The organism is Streptomyces sp. NPDC005017 (assembly GCF_042873115.1).
GTDB lineage: Bacteria > Actinomycetota > Actinomycetes > Streptomycetales > Streptomycetaceae > Streptomyces.
The window spans coordinates 121632-140495 of the sequence record NZ_JBIALD010000001.1 but is presented as its reverse complement, the minus strand read 5'-3'; the positions used below and the strand labels follow the sequence as shown (position 1 = coordinate 140495).

18 protein-coding genes are annotated in these 18864 nt (G+C 71.5%); 13 read left to right on the top strand and 5 right to left on the bottom strand.

From position 1 onward, the window contains the following. Positions 1–106 precede the first annotated feature (106 nt). The 10 genes from ACFYR0_RS00540 to ACFYR0_RS00495 all read left to right on the top strand — a co-directional run bounded on the left by ACFYR0_RS00540 (position 107) and on the right by ACFYR0_RS00495 (position 7918). Complete coding sequence (locus tag ACFYR0_RS00540) at positions 107–664, top strand: 2-oxo-4-hydroxy-4-carboxy-5-ureidoimidazoline decarboxylase (protein WP_389319981.1); 558 nt, start codon at positions 107–109, stop codon at positions 662–664. Positions 665–854: 190 nt separating this feature from the next. Further along, on the top strand, positions 855–1235 hold the full coding sequence (sdhC, locus tag ACFYR0_RS00535) for a succinate dehydrogenase, cytochrome b556 subunit (RefSeq protein WP_389319978.1): 381 nt from the start codon (positions 855–857) through the stop codon (positions 1233–1235). 5 nt (positions 1236–1240) lie between these two features. Then, positions 1241–1723, top strand: coding sequence for a succinate dehydrogenase hydrophobic membrane anchor subunit (locus tag ACFYR0_RS00530; protein ID WP_389319975.1), 483 nt, complete (start codon positions 1241–1243; stop codon positions 1721–1723). A gap of 22 nt (positions 1724–1745) precedes the next feature. Further along, entirely contained in the window at positions 1746–3500 is a 1755-nt protein-coding gene (sdhA, locus tag ACFYR0_RS00525; protein ID WP_389319972.1) for a succinate dehydrogenase flavoprotein subunit, read from the top strand. Continuing rightward, on the top strand, positions 3500–4261 hold the full coding sequence (locus ACFYR0_RS00520) for a succinate dehydrogenase iron-sulfur subunit (RefSeq protein WP_389319969.1): 762 nt from the start codon (positions 3500–3502) through the stop codon (positions 4259–4261). The genes sdhA and ACFYR0_RS00520 overlap by 1 nt, the downstream gene beginning before the upstream one ends. A 102-nt stretch (positions 4262–4363) precedes the next feature. After that, positions 4364–4828 carry a VOC family protein gene (locus ACFYR0_RS00515; RefSeq protein WP_389319967.1) on the top strand — a complete coding sequence of 155 codons (465 nt, stop codon included), beginning with the start codon at positions 4364–4366 and terminating at the stop codon, positions 4826–4828. A 93-nt stretch (positions 4829–4921) separates the two neighbouring features. Continuing rightward, positions 4922–5317 (top strand): hypothetical protein, encoded by a 396-nt coding sequence (locus ACFYR0_RS00510; RefSeq protein WP_389319964.1) that lies wholly within the window; start codon positions 4922–4924, stop codon positions 5315–5317. Then, on the top strand, positions 5314–5865 hold the full coding sequence (locus ACFYR0_RS00505) for a thiol-disulfide oxidoreductase DCC family protein (RefSeq protein ID WP_389319962.1): 552 nt from the start codon (positions 5314–5316) through the stop codon (positions 5863–5865). Before ACFYR0_RS00510 ends, ACFYR0_RS00505 begins: the two co-directional genes overlap by 4 nt. A gap of 299 nt (positions 5866–6164) precedes the next feature. Then, on the top strand, positions 6165–7148 hold the full coding sequence (locus ACFYR0_RS00500; RefSeq protein WP_389319959.1) for a trypsin-like serine peptidase: 984 nt from the start codon (positions 6165–6167) through the stop codon (positions 7146–7148). Positions 7149–7171: 23 nt separating this feature from the next. Then, a complete protein-coding gene (locus ACFYR0_RS00495) occupies positions 7172–7918 on the top strand; it encodes a TetR family transcriptional regulator (protein WP_389319956.1) in 747 nt (248 codons plus the stop codon). Here ACFYR0_RS00495 and ACFYR0_RS00490 read toward each other — a convergent pair. Further along, entirely contained in the window at positions 7911–10322 is a 2412-nt protein-coding gene (locus tag ACFYR0_RS00490; protein ID WP_389321063.1) for an MMPL family transporter, read from the bottom strand. The two genes, ACFYR0_RS00495 and ACFYR0_RS00490, sit on opposite strands and share 8 nt — an antisense overlap. Before the next feature lie 172 nt (positions 10323–10494). Between ACFYR0_RS00490 and ACFYR0_RS00485 the strand changes: the two genes are divergently transcribed. After that, entirely contained in the window at positions 10495–11184 is a 690-nt protein-coding gene (locus ACFYR0_RS00485) for a response regulator transcription factor (protein WP_386377452.1), read from the top strand. Next, positions 11181–12647 carry a sensor histidine kinase gene (locus ACFYR0_RS00480; RefSeq protein WP_389319953.1) on the top strand — a complete coding sequence of 489 codons (1467 nt, stop codon included), beginning with the start codon at positions 11181–11183 and terminating at the stop codon, positions 12645–12647. The genes ACFYR0_RS00485 and ACFYR0_RS00480 overlap by 4 nt, the downstream gene beginning before the upstream one ends. Positions 12648–12699: 52 nt before the next feature. Here the strand turns inward: ACFYR0_RS00480 and ACFYR0_RS00475 are convergent, their stop codons facing one another. From ACFYR0_RS00475 to ACFYR0_RS00465, 3 genes are all read right to left on the bottom strand, one after another. Next, positions 12700–14241, bottom strand: a complete 1542-nt coding sequence (locus ACFYR0_RS00475; protein ID WP_389319951.1) for an ABC transporter substrate-binding protein — start codon at positions 14239–14241, stop codon at positions 12700–12702. Between the two features lie 602 nt (positions 14242–14843). Then, positions 14844–16139: a metallophosphoesterase gene (locus ACFYR0_RS00470; RefSeq protein ID WP_389319948.1), complete on the bottom strand. Its 1296-nt coding sequence runs from the start codon at positions 16137–16139 to the stop codon at positions 14844–14846. Positions 16140–16226: 87 nt separating this feature from the next. Further along, positions 16227–16466 carry an SCO4848 family membrane protein gene (locus tag ACFYR0_RS00465; RefSeq protein WP_386377447.1) on the bottom strand — a complete coding sequence of 80 codons (240 nt, stop codon included), beginning with the start codon at positions 16464–16466 and terminating at the stop codon, positions 16227–16229. 91 nt (positions 16467–16557) lie between these two features. On the opposite strand from ACFYR0_RS00465, the gene ACFYR0_RS00460 reads away from it, so the two are divergent. Next, a complete protein-coding gene (locus ACFYR0_RS00460) occupies positions 16558–17889 on the top strand; it encodes a D-alanyl-D-alanine carboxypeptidase family protein (protein ID WP_389319945.1) in 1332 nt (443 codons plus the stop codon). On the opposite strand, the gene ACFYR0_RS00455 is transcribed toward ACFYR0_RS00460, so the two are convergent. Further along, positions 17843–18751, bottom strand: coding sequence for a YihY/virulence factor BrkB family protein (locus ACFYR0_RS00455; protein WP_389319943.1), 909 nt, complete (start codon positions 18749–18751; stop codon positions 17843–17845). The two genes, ACFYR0_RS00460 and ACFYR0_RS00455, sit on opposite strands and share 47 nt — an antisense overlap. Positions 18752–18864: the final 113 nt, after the last annotated feature.

Genomic DNA, 18864 nt, shown 5'->3' with positions numbered 1-18864 from the left:
GTTCGGAAACTCTCCCTTCCGGGTGAAATTCGGGCATCCGTCGGACAGGTGATGACCGGTCTCGATACGGTGTCGGCACATCTCCCACACCTTCCCCTGCCGAAACGTGACTCGTCTCCTTCCCGAGCAGACCCGCGCCGAGCCGTCCCCGCTGGAGCGCTTCAACTCGGTCCCCGCCGCCGAGGCCCGCCGCACGCTCCTCATGTGCCTGCGCAGCCTCCGCTGGGCCGACCGGGTCACCGCCCACCGTCCCTACCCGGACCTCGACTCGCTGCTGGCCGCCTCCGACGAGGCCGCCTACGACCTCACCCCCGACGACCTCGCCGAGGCCCTGGCCGACGAGACGCTGCCCGACCTCCCGGAGGACGTGTACGAGGCGGCCCACACGGCGCTGAGCGCGGCCGGCACGGCGTACGAGGCGCGATTCGGACACGCGTTCGTCATCTATACGGGCGACACGCCGCCGGAGGAGACGCTCGACCGTTTCCTGGAGGGCATCCGGTCACGATTGACGAACGATCCCGAGGACGAGCGGGTGCTGGCGGCGGAGGAACTCCGCAGGCTGGCGAGGGGCCGGCTGATCAGCGCCCTCAGGGAGCCCTCCGTACGGGCAGCCGCGCCGCAACGCGCTGACCTCGGCAAACATTCCGCATCCGGCAAATAGCGGCACAAGCCCCCACACATCACGGAATACTCACCCATCCGCGTGCCACTTTGATCACACAGGTAGGCCCCCGCTGAGCCCAGCGCGTACGCGTCGCTACGATGCTGGGGGCCGGTGGACCGTACCCGGCCGGGCCCGACCGACAACCGAAGCCGGCGCGGCCCTAGTCCCCGCTCCCGGAGGGTCTTCCGTGCCGGCTGGAACGCTGTACCGCGGCCGGGAAGGAATGTGGTCCTGGGTGGCTCATCGAGTCACCGGCGTCCTCATCTTCTTCTTCCTGTTCGTACACGTCCTGGACACCGCTCTCGTGCGTGTCTCCCCCGAGGACTACGACGAGGTCGTAGCCACGTACAAGACGCCGATCGTCGCGCTGCTGGAGTACGGCCTCGTCGCCGCCATCCTGTTCCACGCGCTCAACGGTCTGCGCGTCATCGCCGTCGACTTCTGGTCGAAGGGCCCGCGCTACCAGAAGCAGCTGCTCTGGACCGTCGTGGGTCTCTGGGTCGTCCTGATGGCGGGTGCCGTCTACCCCGTCCTCGGCCACGCCGCTCGTGAAGTGTTCGGGAGCTGACGCGCATGTCCACGACTGAAATCAACGCTTCCGGCATCGGTCCGGTCGAGGGCGCGCCGGTCTACGGCGTCGACAACCCCGCGCCGGTCATCGAGGCCCCCCGCAAGCGGACCAAGAAGACCCCACGGTCCACCCGTGGCAACTTCGAGATGGCGGCCTGGCTCTTCATGCGCCTGTCCGGCATCGTGCTGGTCGTCCTCGTCATCGGCCACCTGCTGATCCAGCTGGTGCTGGACGGCGGTGTCTCCAAGATCGGCTTCGCCTTCGTGGCCGGCCGCTGGGCGAGCCCCTTCTGGCAGGTCTGGGACCTGCTGATGCTCTGGCTGGCCATGCTGCACGGCGCCAACGGCCTGCGCACGGTCATCAACGACTACGCGGAGCGCGCGAACACCCGGCTGTGGCTGAAGGGCCTGCTCTACACGGCCACGGTGTTCACCATCCTGCTGGGCACGCTGGTGATCTTCACCTTCGACCCGAACATCCGCTAGGCACGGGGCTGAGGAATACCTGATGAAGATCCACAAGTACGACACCGTCATCGTCGGCGCGGGCGGCGCCGGTATGCGCGCCGCCATCGAGTCGACGAAGCGCAGCCGCACCGCCGTGCTGACCAAGCTCTACCCCACCCGGTCCCACACGGGCGCCGCGCAGGGCGGCATGGCCGCCGCGCTCGCCAACGTGGAGGAGGACAACTGGGAGTGGCACACCTTCGACACGGTCAAGGGCGGTGACTACCTGGTCGACCAGGACGCCGCCGAGATCCTGGCGAAGGAGGCCATCGACGCCGTCCTCGACCTGGAGAAGATGGGCCTGCCGTTCAACCGGACCCCGGACGGCACCATCGACCAGCGCCGCTTCGGCGGTCACTCCCGCAACCACGGCGAGGCCCCGGTCCGCCGGTCCTGCTACGCGGCCGACCGCACCGGCCACATGATCCTCCAGACGCTGTACCAGAACTGCGTCAAGGAGGGCGTGGAGTTCTTCAACGAGTTCTACGTCCTGGACCAGCTGATCACCGAGGTCGACGGCATCAAGAAGTCGGCCGGTGTGGTGGCGTACGAGCTGGCCACCGGTGAGATCCACGTCTTCCAGGCGAAGGCCGTCATCTACGCCTCCGGCGGCACCGGCAAGTTCTTCAAGGTGACCTCCAACGCGCACACCCTGACCGGTGACGGGCAGGCCGCCTGCTACCGCCGCGGTCTGCCGCTGGAGGACATGGAGTTCTTCCAGTTCCATCCGACCGGCATCTGGCGCATGGGCATCCTGCTGACGGAGGGCGCCCGCGGTGAGGGCGGCATCCTCCGCAACAAGGACGGCGAGCGCTTCATGGAGAAGTACGCGCCGGTCATGAAGGACCTCGCGTCCCGTGACGTCGTCTCCCGCTCCATCTACACGGAGATCCGCGAGGGCCGCGGCTGCGGTCCCGAGGGCGACCACGTCTACCTCGACCTGACGCACCTGCCGCCGGAGCAGCTGGACGCCAAGCTCCCGGACATCACGGAGTTCGCGCGCACCTACCTCGGTATCGAGCCCTACACGGACCCGATCCCGATCCAGCCCACCGCGCACTACGCCATGGGCGGCATCCCGACGAACGTCGAGGGTGAGGTCCTGTCGGACAACACCACCGTCGTCCCGGGCCTGTACGCGGCCGGCGAGGTCGCGTGCGTGTCGGTCCACGGCGCCAACCGTCTGGGCACCAACTCGCTGCTGGACATCAACGTGTTCGGCCGCCGTGCGGGCATCGCCGCCGCCGAGTACTCCCAGAAGGCCGACTTCGTCGAGCTGCCGGAGAACCCGGAGTCGCTGGTCGTCGAGCAGATCGAGCGGCTGCGCACCTCCACGGGCACCGAGCGGGTGGCCACCCTCCGCCGCGAGCTCCAGGAGACCATGGACGCCAACGTCATGGTGTTCCGCACCGAGCAGACGATCAAGACGGCCGTCGAGAAGATCGCCGAGCTGCGCGAGCGCTACAAGAACGTGGCGATCCAGGACAAGGGCAAGCGGTTCAACACCGACCTGCTGGAGGCCGTCGAGCTGGGCAACCTGCTCGAACTCGCCGAGGTCATGGCCGTCTCCGCGCTGGCCCGCAAGGAGTCCCGCGGCGGTCACTACCGCGAGGACTACCCCAACCGCGACGACGTCAACTTCATGCGCCACACCATGGCGTACCGCGAGGTCGGCGCCGACGGGTCCGAGACCGTGCGTCTCGACTACAAGCCCGTCGTCCAGACCCGCTACCAGCCGATGGAGCGTAAGTACTGATGGCTACCCCTGTTCTGGACAAGGTCGAGGCGGACTCCGCGGCCTCCCCCTACATCACGGTCACCTTCCGGGTCCGCCGGTTCAACCCGGAGGTCTCGGCCGAGGCGACGTGGGAAGACTTCCAGCTGGAGATCGACCCCAAGGAGCGCGTCCTCGACGGCCTCCACAAGATCAAGTGGGACGTGGACGGCACCCTGACGTTCCGCCGCTCCTGCGCGCACGGCATCTGCGGCTCCGACGCCATGCGGATCAACGGCAAGAACCGCCTGGCGTGCAAGACGCTGATCAAGGACATCAACCCGGACAAGCCGATCACGGTCGAGCCCATCAAGGGCCTGACGGTCCTGAAGGACCTGGTCGTGGACATGGAGCCGTTCTTCCAGGCGTACCGGGACGTGATGCCCTTCCTGATCACGAAGGACACCAACGAGCCGACGCGTGAGCGCCTTCAGACGGCCGAGGACCGTGAGCGCTTCGACGACACGACGAAGTGCATCCTCTGCGCCGCCTGCACCTCCTCCTGCCCGGTGTTCTGGAACGACGGCCAGTACTTCGGACCGGCGGCCATCGTCAACGCGCACCGCTTCATCTTCGACTCGCGTGACGAGGCCGGGGAGCAGCGGCTGGAGATCCTCAACGACAAGGACGGCGTGTGGCGCTGCCGCACGACCTTCAACTGCACGGACGCCTGCCCGCGTGGCATCGAGGTCACCAAGGCGATCGCCGAGGTGAAGAAGGCGCTGATCACGCGCCGCTTCTGAGCCCGGAAACGCCCGAGGGCCCTGCTCCGTACGGAGCAGGGCCCTCGGCGTTTTCCGCGCCTTCCCGGCGGGCCGGTGGGACAAGGAACCTAATGTGATGCCATGTCAGATGACGAGTCCTACGAGCTGCTCGGGTTCGACAACGTACTGCTGCCGGTCGGGCGGCTCGGCGAGGCGGTGGAGTTCTACGAGCGGGCCGGGTTCACGGTGGGGTTCCGGTTCGACGAGGCCGGGATCGCGCTGCTGAAGGCCGGGGGCGAGACGCCCGGGATCCTGCTGCGGCAGGAGGAGGCGCTGGGGCACCGGCCGCCGCCGTGGTCCTCCGCGCGGATCTGGCTGGAGGTGCCGGACGTGCGGGCGGCGGCACGGGCACTGCGGGGCGCGGGGGTCGCACTGCTCGACGAGCCCTTCCCGGTGGCCACGGGGTGGACGGTGGAGATCGCCGACCCGTGGGGGAACGTCATCGGGTTCACGGACTACTCCAAGCGGCCGGAGCTGGGGCGCAGGCCCCTGACTCCCGAGCAAACCCCTTCGTCATGCACCGAGTTGGCGGCACACCGACCGTGACGCAGGTCTCCGGACTATCGCGTTGAACGCGTTCAAAACCAGGTCTACAGTCAGTCCTGTCAGCTTTTTGAACGCGTTCAGAAGGGGGAGGCCATGGACCGCGTGGTTGTCACGTACACCATCTACCTGGCCATCAGCATCGCGCTCACCGTCTGGGTGGCCCGCACACTCAGCCGCAACGGGCGCATCTTCCTCGCGGATGTCCTCCGCGGGAACGAGGAGCTCGCCGACGCCGTCAACCGCCTGCTGGTGGTCGGCTTCTATCTGGTCAACCTCGGCCTGGTCGCCCTGTTCACGACCCCCAGCGGGGACGTCTCCACCAACGCGGGCATGTTCGAGAACCTGTCGGCCAAGCTCGGGGTGGTGCTGCTGGTGCTGGGCATGATGCACCTCGGCAACGTCTACTTCCTCAACCGCATCAGGCGCCGGGGCCGGATGGAGCGCGAGCAGGTACCGCCGGTCGAGCCGCAGGGCTGGGCGGAGGCGTGAACGCCGGGGCACCGGGGCCGGGCAAGGACCCGACGGCCGGGCCCGCCGGCCAGGACCGGGACGCCGCGCGCGCCCCGGTCCGCCGACTCACCGTGCTCTACGACGCCGAGTGCCCGCTGTGCGCCCATGTGCGCGACTGGCTGGGCCGCCAGGCGCAGTTGGTGCCGCTGGACCTGGTCCCGGCCGGGTCCGCCGAGGCCCGCGCCCGTCACCCCCGCCTCGACCACGCCGCCACGCTCGACGACATCACCGCCGTGGGCGACGGGGGCCAGGTCTACCGGGGCGCCGCCGCGTGGGTCGTCGTCCTGTGGGCGCTGCGCGAACACCGGCCCCTCGCCCACCGGTTGAGCAGCCCCGCCGGGATGCGGCTGGCCAAGGGCGCGGCGCTGGCGGCCGCGCGATGGCGCGAGGGCCGGTGGAGCCGCGACGAGCGGGGCGAGGCGGTGTACCGCCGGGCGGACGGATGGACGTACGACCCGTCCCGGGGCTGGAGTCACAGCCCGCCGGGGTGCGAGGGCGGGAGCTGCGCGCCGGGGCAAGGGGCCTGAGGGGCCCGCGCCGGTGAGGGGCCCGCGGGCCGACGCGGACGGGAGCTGCACGCCGGGGCAAGGGGCCTGAGGGGCCCGCACCGGTGAGGGGCCGCACCGGTGAGGGGCCAGCGGGCCGACGCGGGCGGGAGCTGCGCGCCGGGGCAAGGGGCCTGAGGGGCCCGCACCGGTGAGGGGCCCGCGGGCCGGCGCGGGCGGGCGGCACCCGGATCCTCGTGAGTTTGGCATGAACCCTTCCATTTTGGAGGCCGCGTTGGCACCCTGCCCCCGCAGCTCGCCCCCACACAGAAGGAGTCCGCGTGAGAGGCACACCCCGCATCTCCGGCACCCTCCTCGGCGCACTGACCTGCGTCGCCGCGCTGCTCGTCACCGGCGCCTCGGCCACCCCCGCGGGTGCCGCCCCGACACCCGGCCCCGCCGTAAGGCAGGTTTCGGCCGCCGCGCGGGAACACGCGCGGGACTTCTGGACCCCGCAGCGGATGCGCGCCGCGAAACCGCTGGACCTGCTGAGCGTCGGCCGGCACGCCGGCTCCGGCACGGCACCCCGCGAGGGCACGCCCCGCACGGTCGCGCCCACCGCCCCGGACGTAGGCGTCCAGGCCTTCCCGAACGGCGGCGGCGCCTGGACCGGCGGCGGCAGGGTGGTCTCCACGGCCGGCCGGGTCTTCTTCTCCTACCAGGGCCGTACGGCGTCCTGCTCCGGCAACGCCGTCACCAGCGCCAACAAAAGCACGGTCGTCACGGCCGGCCACTGCGTGAAGCTGGAGGGCGCCTGGCACACGAACTGGGTGTTCGTACCGGGCTACCACGACGGCCAGTCGCCGTACGGCCGGTGGACCGCGACCAGGACCCTGTCCACACCCCAGTGGACGGCGAGCGAGGACATCAACTACGACATCGGCGCGGCGGTCGTCGCCCCGCTGGACGGCCGGTCGCTCACGGACGTCGTCGGCGGGCAGGGCATGGCCTTCGACACGGGCTACAGCCAGCGCATGTACTCCTTCGGCTTCCCGGCGGCCGCCCCCTACGACGGGGAGAAGTTCGTCTACTGCAGCGGCACCACCAGCCGGGACTTCCTGCTCTCCCGCGACCACGGCATGACCTGCAACATGACCGGGGGCTCCAGCGGCGGCCCGTGGTTCACCCAGTTCAGCGAGGCCACCGGGACGGGCCTGCTGTCCTCGGTGAACAGCTTCAAGTACAACTTCCTGCCCAACCGGATGTACGGCCCGTACTTCGGCGCCGACGCGCAGAACCTCTACCAGGCGGCGCAGTCGTCCTGAGCCGCACTGGTTAGGCTCGTTCCGTGCCCCCGAAGAACGCCGGCCCCGAGCCCAGCAAGTCCGAGCAGACCCGCGCGCTGATCCTGGAGACCGCCATGCGGCTGTTCCAGGAGCGCGGCTACGACAAGACCACCATGCGGGCCATCGCCCAGGAGGCCGGGGTCTCCGTCGGCAACGCGTACTACTACTTCGAGGGCAAGGAACACCTGATCCAGGGCTTCTACGACCGGATCGCCGCCGAGCACCAGGCGGCGGTCCGGGAAGTCCTGGACCGCGAGACCGAGCTGGAGGCGCGGCTTGCGGGCGTGCTCAGGGCGTGGCTGGACGTCGCCACGCCGTACCACGAGTTCGCCGTCCAGTTCTTCAAGAACGCCGCCGATCCCGACAGCCCCCTCAGCCCCTTCTCCCCGGAGTCGGAGCACGCCCGCGAGGAGGCGATCAGCGTCCACCGCGAGGTGCTCGCGGGGGCGACGAGGACCAAGGTGCCGGAGGAACTCCGCGACGTGCTGCCGGAGTTGCTGTGGCTCTCCCAGATGGGTCTCGTCCTGTACTGGATCTTCGACCGCACCGAGGGGCGGGAGCGCAGCTACAAGCTCGCCGCGCGAGGTGCCCGGCTCACCTCGCGCGGCGTCGCCCTGTCCCGCTTCCGTGTCCTGCGCCCCCTGGTCCGCGAACTGCACGAGCTGTTCACGGACTTCCTGCCGGGGATGACGAGGGTGCCGCCCACGCCGGGCAGGGGCGGGAAGGACAGCCTGGCGGACCCTAGTTGACCGGGTCGACCTCTCCCTCGGCGACCAGCTCCACGTCGTACACCAGCGGCCCGTCGCCCACGGCCACCTGCCGGGCCCGGGCGCCGTGCCCGCCCGCGCTCGCCGACAGCAGGTAGGTGCCCGGGCCCGGGACCGCGACGACGTAGGAGCCGTCGGCCAGGGAGGTCACCCGGTCCAGCTGCCGGCCGCCTCGGGTGTGCAGGGTGACGGAGGCGACGACGGGCTCACCGTCGGGCGTGCGGATGAAGCCGTGGACCACCGAGGACGGGCCCCCGGCCGGGTCGTTCTCCCGCGCCGGCTTCTCCTCCGAGGGCTCCACCGCCAGATGCGGCAGCCGCTTCTCCAGCCCGGCCGGGAGCCACCAGTTGGCGTTGCCGAGCAGATGCATCGCCGCCGGAACCAGGGCCGTGCGCAGGATGAACGCGTCCAGCGCGACCGCCGCCGCCAGGCCGATGCCCGCCATCGCGCCCTCCATGTCGCCGCTCAGCACGAACGCGCTGAACACACAGATCATGATCAGGGCCGCGCAGTTGATGACCCGGCTGGTCTCCGCCAGGCCGACCCGGACCGCGCGGGCGTTGTCCTTGGTGTGCACCCACTCCTCGTGCATCCGGCTGACCAGGAACACCTGGTAGTCCATCGACAGGCCGAACAGCAGGGACAGCATGATGACCGGCAGGAACGCCGTGATCGGGCCCTCCTTGCCGATGCCGAGCAGCTCCGTGCCCCAGCCCCACTGGAAGATCGCCACCAGGACACCGAAGGACGAGGCGGCCGCGATCAGGTTCATCACCGCGGCCGTCAGCGGGACCACCAGGGAGCGGAAGGCGACCAGCAGGAGCAAAAAGCCCAGCGCGATGATCGTTCCCACGAAGTACGGCAGCCGGTCGCCCGTCACCTGCGCGAAGTCCTTGAACACCGCCGTCACACCGCCCACATGGGCCTCGGCGCCCGTCGGCGGGATCACCTCGTCGCGCAGCCGGTCGATCAGCTGGTCCGTCGCCTCGGACTGCGGGGAGGTCGTCGGGACCACCTGGATCACGGTGACGCCGTTCACCTCGGGTGCCGCCGCCACCTGGGCCACGCCCCGCGCGCCGCGGATGCCGTCGACCAGCGCCTCGGGGGCCGCGCCCTCGACGACGACCTGGAGCGGGCCGTTGACGCCCGGCCCGAAGCCCTCGGCGAGCAGGTCGTAGGCCTGGCGGGTGGTCTGGGACTCCTGGTGGTTGCCCTGGTCGGTGGCGCCGAGCCGGAGCGAGAGGACCGGCACCGCGAGCGCGGCCATGACCACCACCGCGAGCAGCGCGACCGACCGGGGCCGCCGTTCGACGACGGTCGACCAGCGGGCGGCGAGACCACTGGCCTCCTCCGGCTCGGGGCCGGTCGCGGCCAGCCCGCGCCGCTGGCGGCGGCTGAGCACCCGCATGCCCAGCAGGCCGAGGAGGGCGGGCAGCAGGGTGATCGCCGCGAGGACGCTGAGCACCACGGTCAGCGAGGTCGCGATGACCACGCCGTCCAGGAAGCGCAGGTTCATCACCAGCATGCCGGCCAGCGCGATGCACACCGTGCCGCCCGCGAACAGCACGGCCCGGCCGGAGGTGTTGAGCGCGGTCGCGGCCGAGTCCTCCGGGGTGCCGCCGCGCAGGATGCCGCGCCGGTGCCGGGTGACGATGAACAGCGCGTAGTCGATGCCGACACCGAGGCCGATCAACGAGCCCAGCAGCGGGGCCACTTCGGGCACATTGGTGACATGGCTGAGCATCATCGTGGCCAGCATGCCGAGGCCGACGCCGAAGACCGCCACGACGATCGGCAGCAGCATCGCGAACAGCGAGCCGAAGGCGAGGAACAGCACGATCGCCGCGGCGACGATGCCGACCAGCTCGGCCGTGCCCTGCGGGGGCTCCTGGGTGCGGGCGATCGCCTGACCGCCCAGTTCCACCTGGAGCGAGTCGTCCGCCGCCGCCCGCGCAGTGTCGACGACGTCCTCGACCAGTTCCTTGGGGATCGCGTTCGCCTCCTGGGTGAACGTGATCTGCGCGTAGGCGATCCGCCCGTCCCGGCTGATCTGCGTCACACCCGCCTCGCCCGTGTACGGTCCGGCCACCTGGCCGACCCCGTCCATCCGGGCGATCTCCGCCAGCGCGGGCTCGATCCGGGACCGTACGGCGTCGTCCCGCACCGATCCCCCGTCGGTCCGCCACACCACCGTGTCCGTGTCGCCGGCGCGCTCCGGGAACGCCTTCTCCATCAGGTCGTACGCCCGCTTGGAGTCGGTGTCCGGGAGGGAGAAGACGTTAGCGTAGTCCGTCCCGGCCGCCGACCCGGCGAAGCCCAGGCCGAACAGCGCCCCCACCCACAGCAACAGGACCGCCAGCCGGTGCCGATAGCACCACCGTGCCAATGCCGCCACGTTCAAAGCCCCTTCGTCCTCGTCATCCGGTCGGCCCCCCGAGGTCCACGGCACCAGCATCGGGCGGAGCCCGCGCACGAGGACACCGCGCACGGGGGACTCTCAAGGAACTCCAAGGCGGCCGGGGGGCCACGGCCCGCCGGGCGGCGTCGATACTGGGGGCATGACGACGGCCCCTGGCACCGTGCTGGTCGTGGAGGACGAGGAGAGCATCGCCGACGTCCTCGCCATCGCCCTGCGCTACCACCGCTTCGAGGTGATGACCGCGACCGGCGTCCGCGAGGCACTCGCGCTCGCCGAGCGGACCCCGCCCGACGCGGCCCTGCTCGACGTGATGCTCCCGGACGGCGACGGGCGTGCCCTCGGGCGCGAACTGCGCGCCCGGCGGCCCGAGCTGGCGATCGTGTTCCTCACCGCCCGGGACGCCCCCGCCGAGATCGTGGGCGCGCTCGGCTTCGGGGACGACTACATCACCAAGCCCTTCGACATCGACGTGGTCGTCGCCCGGGTGACCGCCGTGCTGCGCCGCACCCGCCCCGCCGACGTGCTCCCGCGGCGGCCGCCGCTGCGCTACGGCGACCTGGAGCTGGACGAGACGACGTACTCGGTGCACCGCGCGGGCCACACGGTCGAGCTGACCCCCACCGAGTACGCGCTGCTGCGCTTCCTGGTGCGCAACGGCGGCCGGATCGTGCCCAAGGAGCAACTCCTGCGTCACGTCTGGCAGTACGAGCACACCCCGCCCGAGTCGACCGTCGTGGAGACCTACATCAGCTATCTGCGGCGCAAGCTGGACGTCCTGGGGGCGCCGGTGATCACCACCCGGCGCGGTGTGGGATACGGACTGGCATGAGGCGGCGGCGCAGGCAGGGTCTGCACTCCCTGCGGGTGCAGCTGACGGTGGCGAACGTGGTGCTGCTGTCCCTGGGCATCGTCATGGCGACCGCCGTCAGCCTGATGGCGGCCCGCTTCTATCTGCTCGACAAGATCGACACCGAGCTGAAGGCGTCCCGCACCTCACTGCGCACCGCCGGGTTCACCTTGCGGCAGCTGGACGCGCTGCGGGAACTGGGCGTCGCCATGGACAGGTTCGGAACCGGCGCCGGGACCGACCCGCTGCCCGCGCCCGCCGTGCTCTACGTCGCCGTGGACCGGGCCGGTGACCCCGTGGGGCTCGGCCCGCTGCAGCCCACGCCGCGCCAGCGGGCGCTGGCCGCCGCCGTGACCGATCCGGCGGCGGTGGCCGCCGAGGAGGAACCGAGCGACGTCTCCGTGCGGGGCGAGCCGTACCGGCTGGTCGGCGCCCGGCTCCCGGACGGCACCATCGTCCTCATCGGCACCTCCACCGGGGCGCTGCACGAGGGCATGGGCAAGGCGCTGCGGCTCGATCTGGCCTTCGGCACGCTGCTGCTGGCGGTGCTGGGCTGCGTGACGATGGTCAGCGTGATGCGCCGGATGCGGCCGCTGGAGGACATGGTGGAGACGTCCTCGGCGATCGCCGAGGGCGACCTGGCCGCGCGGGTGCCCTCCAGCAGGCATCCCACCCAGGAGGTCGAGCAGCTGCGGCTCGCCCTCAACGCCATGCTCCACCAGGTGGAGTCGGCCCACCGCACCCGCGAGCGCAGCGCGGCACAGCTGCGGCGGTTCGTCGCCGACGCCTCGCACGAGCTGCGCACCCCGCTGGCGGCGATCCGCGGCTATCTCCAGCTGTACGACAAGGGCATGCTCCAGGACCCGGCGGAGCGCAGGCGCGCCTGGGACCGGGTGCTGGCGGAGACCGACCGGATGGGGCGCCTGGTCGACGAGCTGCTCACCCTGGCGCGGCTGGACCAGCGGCCCGAACTGCGGCTGCGCAACGTCGACCTGAGCCGGCTGGTGCGCGAGGCGGCCGAGGACCTGCTGGTGCAGCAGCCGGACCGGCCGGTCGCGGTAGCCGCCGAGGGCGCGGTGCTGGTGCGCGCCGACGAGTCGGGGCTGCGCCAGGTGCTGGGCAATCTGCTGGGCAACGTCCGGGTGCACACCTCGGCCGAGGTGCCGGTGCGCCTCGGTGTGGAGCGGGCGGACGGGGTCGTGCGGCTGTGTGTCGCGGACCGGGGTCCGGGCCTCGGCGAGGAGGACGCGGGCCGGGTCTTCGACCGCTTCTTCCGGGCCGGGGGCGGCGCGGGCAGCGGGCTGGGCCTGGCCATAGTCCAGGGGGTCGTACGGGCCCACGGGGGCGAGGTGTCGGTGGTGACGGCGCCGGGCGAGGGCCTGGCCGTGACGGTGACCCTGCCCGCGCGGGGGGAGGGCGGCCTCCCCCCGCCCGGCGACGAGTAGGGCGTGTTCCGCGCAGCGGCCGGGGCCTGCGGAACACGCCCCCGGCGGGACGTCAGATCCAGTTCAGGCGCCACAGGCGGAACACGCCCGTGCCGTCCGAGAGGTACTGGCCGCCGCCGATGTCCAGGGTGGTGACGACGTACTCCTTGCCCTGCCACAGCGGGATGACCGGCACGTCCTCGGCGACGGTCTGCTGGAGCTCCTTGAAGGCGTCGACGGACTGGCCGCGGTCGGCGAACTGCTGGCTCTTGCGGACGAGCCCGTCGACCTCCTTGCTGGAGTAGCCGGTGTTCATGGTGCCGTCGGTGCCGACCAGCGGGGAGCCGAAGGTGTCCGCGTCCGGGTAGTCCGCGACCCAGCCCACGGCGTAGGCGTCGAGCTGGCCGCCCGCCCAGCGCTTCTGGAAGTCGGTCCACTCGTAGCCCTTGAGGCTGACCTTGAACAGGCCGTCCTTCTCCAGCTGCTTCTTGATCGTCTTCGCCTCGGCCTCGGCGGCGCCGCGGCCCTCGCCGTAGCCGTAGGTGAACTCGACCGGGAGGCTCACTCCGGCCTCCTCGAGCAGGTCGCGGGCCTTGGCGGCGCTCTGCTCGGGGTAGGCGTCGAAGAACGACGTGGTGTGGCCGGTGATGCCGGCCGGGATCAGCGAGTAGAGCGGGTCGACCGTGCTGTCGTAGACGTTGACGGCGAGGTCCTCGCGGCTGATCAGCCAGGCCATGGCCTGCCGGACGCGCACGTCGTGCAGCGGCTTCCCGGCGCGGGTGTTGAAGTAGAGGTTGCGGGTCTCGACGCCGTCCGCCTCGGACACCCGCAGGTCGGGGTCGCTGGGCGAGAGCTGGGCGAGGGTCTCCGGCGGCAGCTGGCGCGCGGCCACGTCGACCTCCTTGGCCTCCCAGGCGCGGCCGAGCGCCTCGGAGTCCTCGAAGTAGCGCAGCTCGACCGGCTTCCCGGTGCCCTTGAGGGCGCCGCGGTAGCTGCCGTTGGGGGCGAGGCGCGCGCTGCCGTCCTTGGAGTACGAGCTGAGGGTGTACGGGCCCGTGCCGTCCACCGAGTCGCCCTCGCGCAGGGCGTCGGCCGGGTACTTCTCGCTGTCGACGATCGCGCCGGCGCCGGTCGCCACCTTGAACGGGAACGTGGCGTCGGACGAGGCCAGCTTGAAGGTGACCGTGTGGTCGCGGGCCTCGACGGTGTCCAGCGTGGAGAACAGCGAGGCCGGACCGACATCGGAGTTGATCTTGCGCATCCGGTCGAAGGAGAACTTCACGTCCTCCGCCGTCATCTCGCGCCCGCTGGGGAACTTCACCCCCTCGCGCAGCTCGCAGCGGTACGTCCGCAGACCCGCGCCGGTGAACTCGCAGTCCTCGGCCGCGTCCGGGACCGGCTCGGCGGCGCCCGGCTCGAACGTGAGCAATGACTGGAACACGTTGCTGAACAACGCCCATGATCCGGCGTCGTAGGCCCCCGCGGGGTCCAGTGACGTCACCGCGTCCGTGGTGCCGACCGCGATCGGGTCGTCGTTCTCCTCATGTGACGGCAGCAACTGCCAGCCACCCACTCCCGCGACTGCGATCACCAGCAGTGACACGAGAATCCGCATGCGAATCGATCGCACCGGTGCCCCTCCCCAGGCCTTTCAAAGGCCACCTCCCCAGTGGCCGCGCTCAATTAATCACACCGGCCTGACCTGGCGGAAGGGGCCCCCGGGCAGTTGAGGAAGAAGTTTGCGAAGAACGTTATGAGAACGTTTCACAGGCTGTTCTCGGCCAAATTCCGAAGCGCTCGGCAGGACGGCCGCGAGCACCCCGGAGACCGCGAGCACGACCGCCCCGCGGACCAGGACCACCCGGTCCGCGGCACGCCGCGGCGCGGGCACCGCGCGCAGGGCCCGGGTGAGCGGCAGGGAGCCGAGCGCGGCGCACGCCGAAAGGACCAGGGAACCCGCCGGTGAGGCGGCCAGGAGGCCGTCCCCGCCGGTACCTGCCCTCCCCGCCGGTCTCGCCGCCCAGGCGCAGCAGGGCGGCGGCCCCGAGCCGGACCACCGCGCAGCCGCCGGTGAGCAGCGTCTCGAACAGGGCGAGGCACAGCCGTCCGCGCGTGGTCCCGGTGAGAGCGAGGCACAGCCGTCCGCGCGTGGTCCCGGTGAGAGCGAGGCGCTTGCATCAGGCCCCCGGTGTGTGCGGCTGCGGGCGGCCTCCCCCGTCAGGCCCGCTTCGACGCCAGTTGCACGACGGTGATGTCCGAGGGCGCTCCCACCCGGGTGGGCGGGCCCCAGGCGCCCGCGCCGCGGGAGACGTACAGCTGGGTGTCGCCGTGGCGCTCCAGGCCCGCGAGGGTCGGGTTCGCGGCGGCCGCGACGAGGTTGCCGGGCCAGAGCTGGCCGCCGTGGGTGTGGCCGGAGAGCTGGAGGTCGACGCCGTGCTCGACGGCCTCGTCGATCTGCACCGGCTGGTGGGCGAGCAGCACGCAGGTGCGGGCCCGGTCGCGGTCGCCGAGGGCGCGGGCGAAGTCGGGGCCCTGGCCCTCGTTCTCGCCCGCGATGTCGTTGACCCCGGCGAGGTCGAGGTACGGCAGCTCGGTGCGGGCGTTCTCCAACGGCAGCAGGCCGAGGCGGCGCACCTCCTCGACCCACTCGCCGGCGCCGGAGAAGTACTCGTGGTTGCCGGTGACGAAGTAGGCGCCGTGCCGGGCCCGCAGCCCGGCGAGGGGGGCCGCGGCCGGGCCGAGGTTGGCCACGCTGCCGTCGACGAGGTCGCCGACCACGGCGATCAGGTCGGGCTGCGTGGAGTTGATCGTGTCGACGACCTTCTGCGCGAAGCCGCGGCCGAGCACGGGGCTCAGGTGGATGTCGCTGACCACCGCGATCCGGAAGCCGTGCGCCGCGCGCGGCAGCTTCGCCAGCGGCACGGTGACCCGCTTCACCCCGGGGCCGCGCAGCACGCCGTACGTGCCGTAGCCGACGGTCCCGACGGCGGCCGCGGCGGCGGCCCCGGCGACGACGCGGGAGACGAACAGGCGACGGCTGGGGCCGGTGGGCTGCCCGGAGCCGGACCCGCCGGACCCGCCGGACTCGGCGGACTCGGGCTCGGGCTGCGGGCCGGGCCGCGGCTTGGCGGGCGGGCCGCCGACCGTCGCGGGTTCCGGTTCCGTGCGCCGTGTCTCCGTCGCGGTCGTCCGCTCCGGGCGGCGGCGGTCCAGGAGGATCCGGAGCAGCGGCCGTACGAACTCACCCGCGACCACGGCCAGGAACAGGTACAGCGCGAGCGCGAGCCAGAGGAAGCCCGGCCAGGCCAGGGTGCGCTGGAGCCAGAAGGGGGCGTCGGTGCGCTCGGCCACCATGGCGCCGACGAACAGCGCCCAGCCTCCGGCGATCAGCCCGGCGCCCGCCCGGCGGACCCAGCCCGGGGCGGCGGTGGTGTCCCGGAACAGGCGGCGCCACACATACCAGTTGGCGGCGACCATCACGCCGAGTGCGAGCAGTGCGAAGAGGATGACCACGCTGTCGTGTCCCTGATCCCGTGATGACCATCTCGTGCCGACGGTCCCGCTGAGGTGTCCGGCGCGCCGCCGCGCCCGACGGTGCCGCTATGACGTCGCGCGCAGTGCGCGCAGTCCACGCAACCCGATGCCACCGACGACCGTCCCCAATACGAAGGAGACGACCGCCAGCAGCAGATGCACCCAGAAGTACGCCGTCGGGTCGCCGTCCTCGAAAGCCAGCCCGCTGCCGTCCTTGACCAGGTTCTTGACGAAAGTGATCCAGATGACCCAGCTCCACACCCCGAAAGCGAGCAGGAACCAGGAGACGGGGCGGCTGAGTTTCATAGCACCAGTATCACCGCCGGGTGGCCGGTTCCGTGGCCGGGGTGGGGAGGGGCCCGCGACGTCGCCGGACGGTGCCTGTACGTTCTCGATCGTGCCCGCACCCCAGAAGACCCTGAGGCGATCCCTGCTGGTCGCTTCCGCCGCCTTGTTGACCGCGTCCCTGACCGCCCCGGCCGCCCTCGCGGCGCCGAGGCCCTCGCCGAGCGCCTCGGTGACCCCCTCGGCGACTCCCCCGGCGGGCATGTCGACCGTCGGCGGCGCGCGGCTCGGCCGGCCGGGCACCCAGGTCGAGCTGGCGCCCGGCGTCCCGGTGCTGCCCAAGGGCGTCACCGCGCGGTCCTGGATCGTGGCCGACGCGGAGTCGGGGGAGGTGCTCGCCGCGCACAACGCGCACTGGCGGCTCGCCCCGGCCAGCACCCTGAAGATGCTGTTCGCGGACACGCTGCTGCCGAAGTTCCCGCGCACCGAGAAGCACAAGGTGGTCCCCTCCGACCTCGCGGGGGTCGGCTCCGGCTCCAGCATGGTCGGCATAAAGGAGGACGAGACCTACACCGTGCACGACCTGTGGCTGGGCGTCTTCCTGCGCTCCGGCAACGACGCCGTGCACGTGCTGTCCGCGATGAACGGCGGTGTGGAGGCCACCGTCGAGGCGATGAACAGGCACGCCGAGGAGCTCCAGGCCCTCGACACCGAGGTGATCAGCCCCGACGGCTACGACGCCCCGGGCCAGGTCTCCTCCGCCTACGACCTGACGCTGTTCGCCCGCTCCGGGCTCCAGAAGAAGGACTTCCGCGAGTACTGCTCGACCGTGCGGGCCCAGTTCCCCGGCGAGACGAGGAAGAACAAGAAGGGCAGGACCGTCCGGCAGTCCTTCGAGATCCAGAACACCAACCGGCTGCTGACCGGCGACTACGACATCTCCCAGTACCGCGGCATCGCCGGAGTCAAGAACGGCAACACCACCAACGCCGGCTCCACCTTCACCGGGGTCGCGGAGCGCAACGGCAAGGTGCTGCTGGTCACCGTGATGAACCCGGAGAAGGACGGCCACAACGAGGTCTACAAGGAGACCGCCCAGCTCCTGGACTGGGGCTTCCTGGCGTCGGGCAAGGTGACGCCGGTCGGCGAGCTGGTGGCGCCGAAGGGCGCGGCGGGCGCGCAGCCCGGCGCGACGGCCTCCGGTGCGGCGGGCGGCGCGGGCGACGGGGCGGCGGCGTCCGGCTCAGGCTCCGGCTCCGGCTCCGGTGACAAGGCGGAGGACGGCGGCGGCCAGGCGGCGGTCGGTGCCGCGGAGCCGGGCGGCTCGGGCGGCGTCGGGATCGCCGCGGCGATCACCGCGGGGGTGCTGGCGCTGCTGGCGGCCGGGGTGTTCCTGGTCAACCGCCGCTGGCCGCTGCCGGAGTTGATGCGTCGTCGTCGGTGACCGCCGCGGTCGTCTCCTCCTTCTGCGTCGCCGTCCAGGCGGCGCAGAACAGCAGCAGTTTCGCCGTGAAGTTGATCCACAGCAGCAGCGCCACGGGCACTCCGAACGCGCCGTACATGCTCTTCGTGGCGACGCCCTGGATGTAGCCGCTGAGCAGCAGCTTCAGCGCCTCGAAGCCGACGGCGCCGATCAGCGCGGCGACCAGCAGGGCGCGGCGGTGCGGCTCGACACCGGGCAGCAGGGTGAGGACGTAGACGAGGACGAGGAAGTCGGCGAGCACGGCGACGGCGAACGCGGCCGTGTGCAGCAGGATGCTGCCGATCCCGCCCCGTTCGATGCCGAGCTGGTCGACGATCCAGCCGACCGCGGCCGAGGCGACGCCGGAGACGCCCAGCGTGACGAGCAGCGCGCCGCCGAGGCCGAGCAGCACCCCGGCGTCCTTCGCCTTGGCGACGAGCGGGTTCTCCTCCTTGTCCGGCAGCTCCCACACCGCGCGCAGACAGTCCCGCATCGAGCCGACCCAGCTGACACCGGTGACCAGCAGCAGGGCACCGGCGATCAGACCGACCGTGCCCGCGTTGTCGACCAGCGCACCGATGTTCAGCTCGTCGGAGATGCCGGGCACCTGGTCGGCGATCTTGTCCTGGAGCTCCTGCTGCTGGTCCTCGCTGAGGGTGGCGGCGGCGACCGCGGCGGCCACCGTCAGCAGCGGGAACAGCGCGATGAAGCTGACGAACGTCATCGCGGCGGCCAGCCGGGTCCACTTCACCCGGTCCAGCCGCTCGTACGACCGCCAGGCGTGCGTGGTCGCCAGCCAGGTGACGGCCGGTCCGACGACGGGGAGTTTCTTCAGCCAGTCCATGGTCCGACCCTGCCCTGTCCGTGGGACACCGATGTGTGGGTACCCCGGAACGGCGCAGCTTCAGCACGATGGGACGGCATACCATTGATCACCCATTCCGGGTAGATACGGCA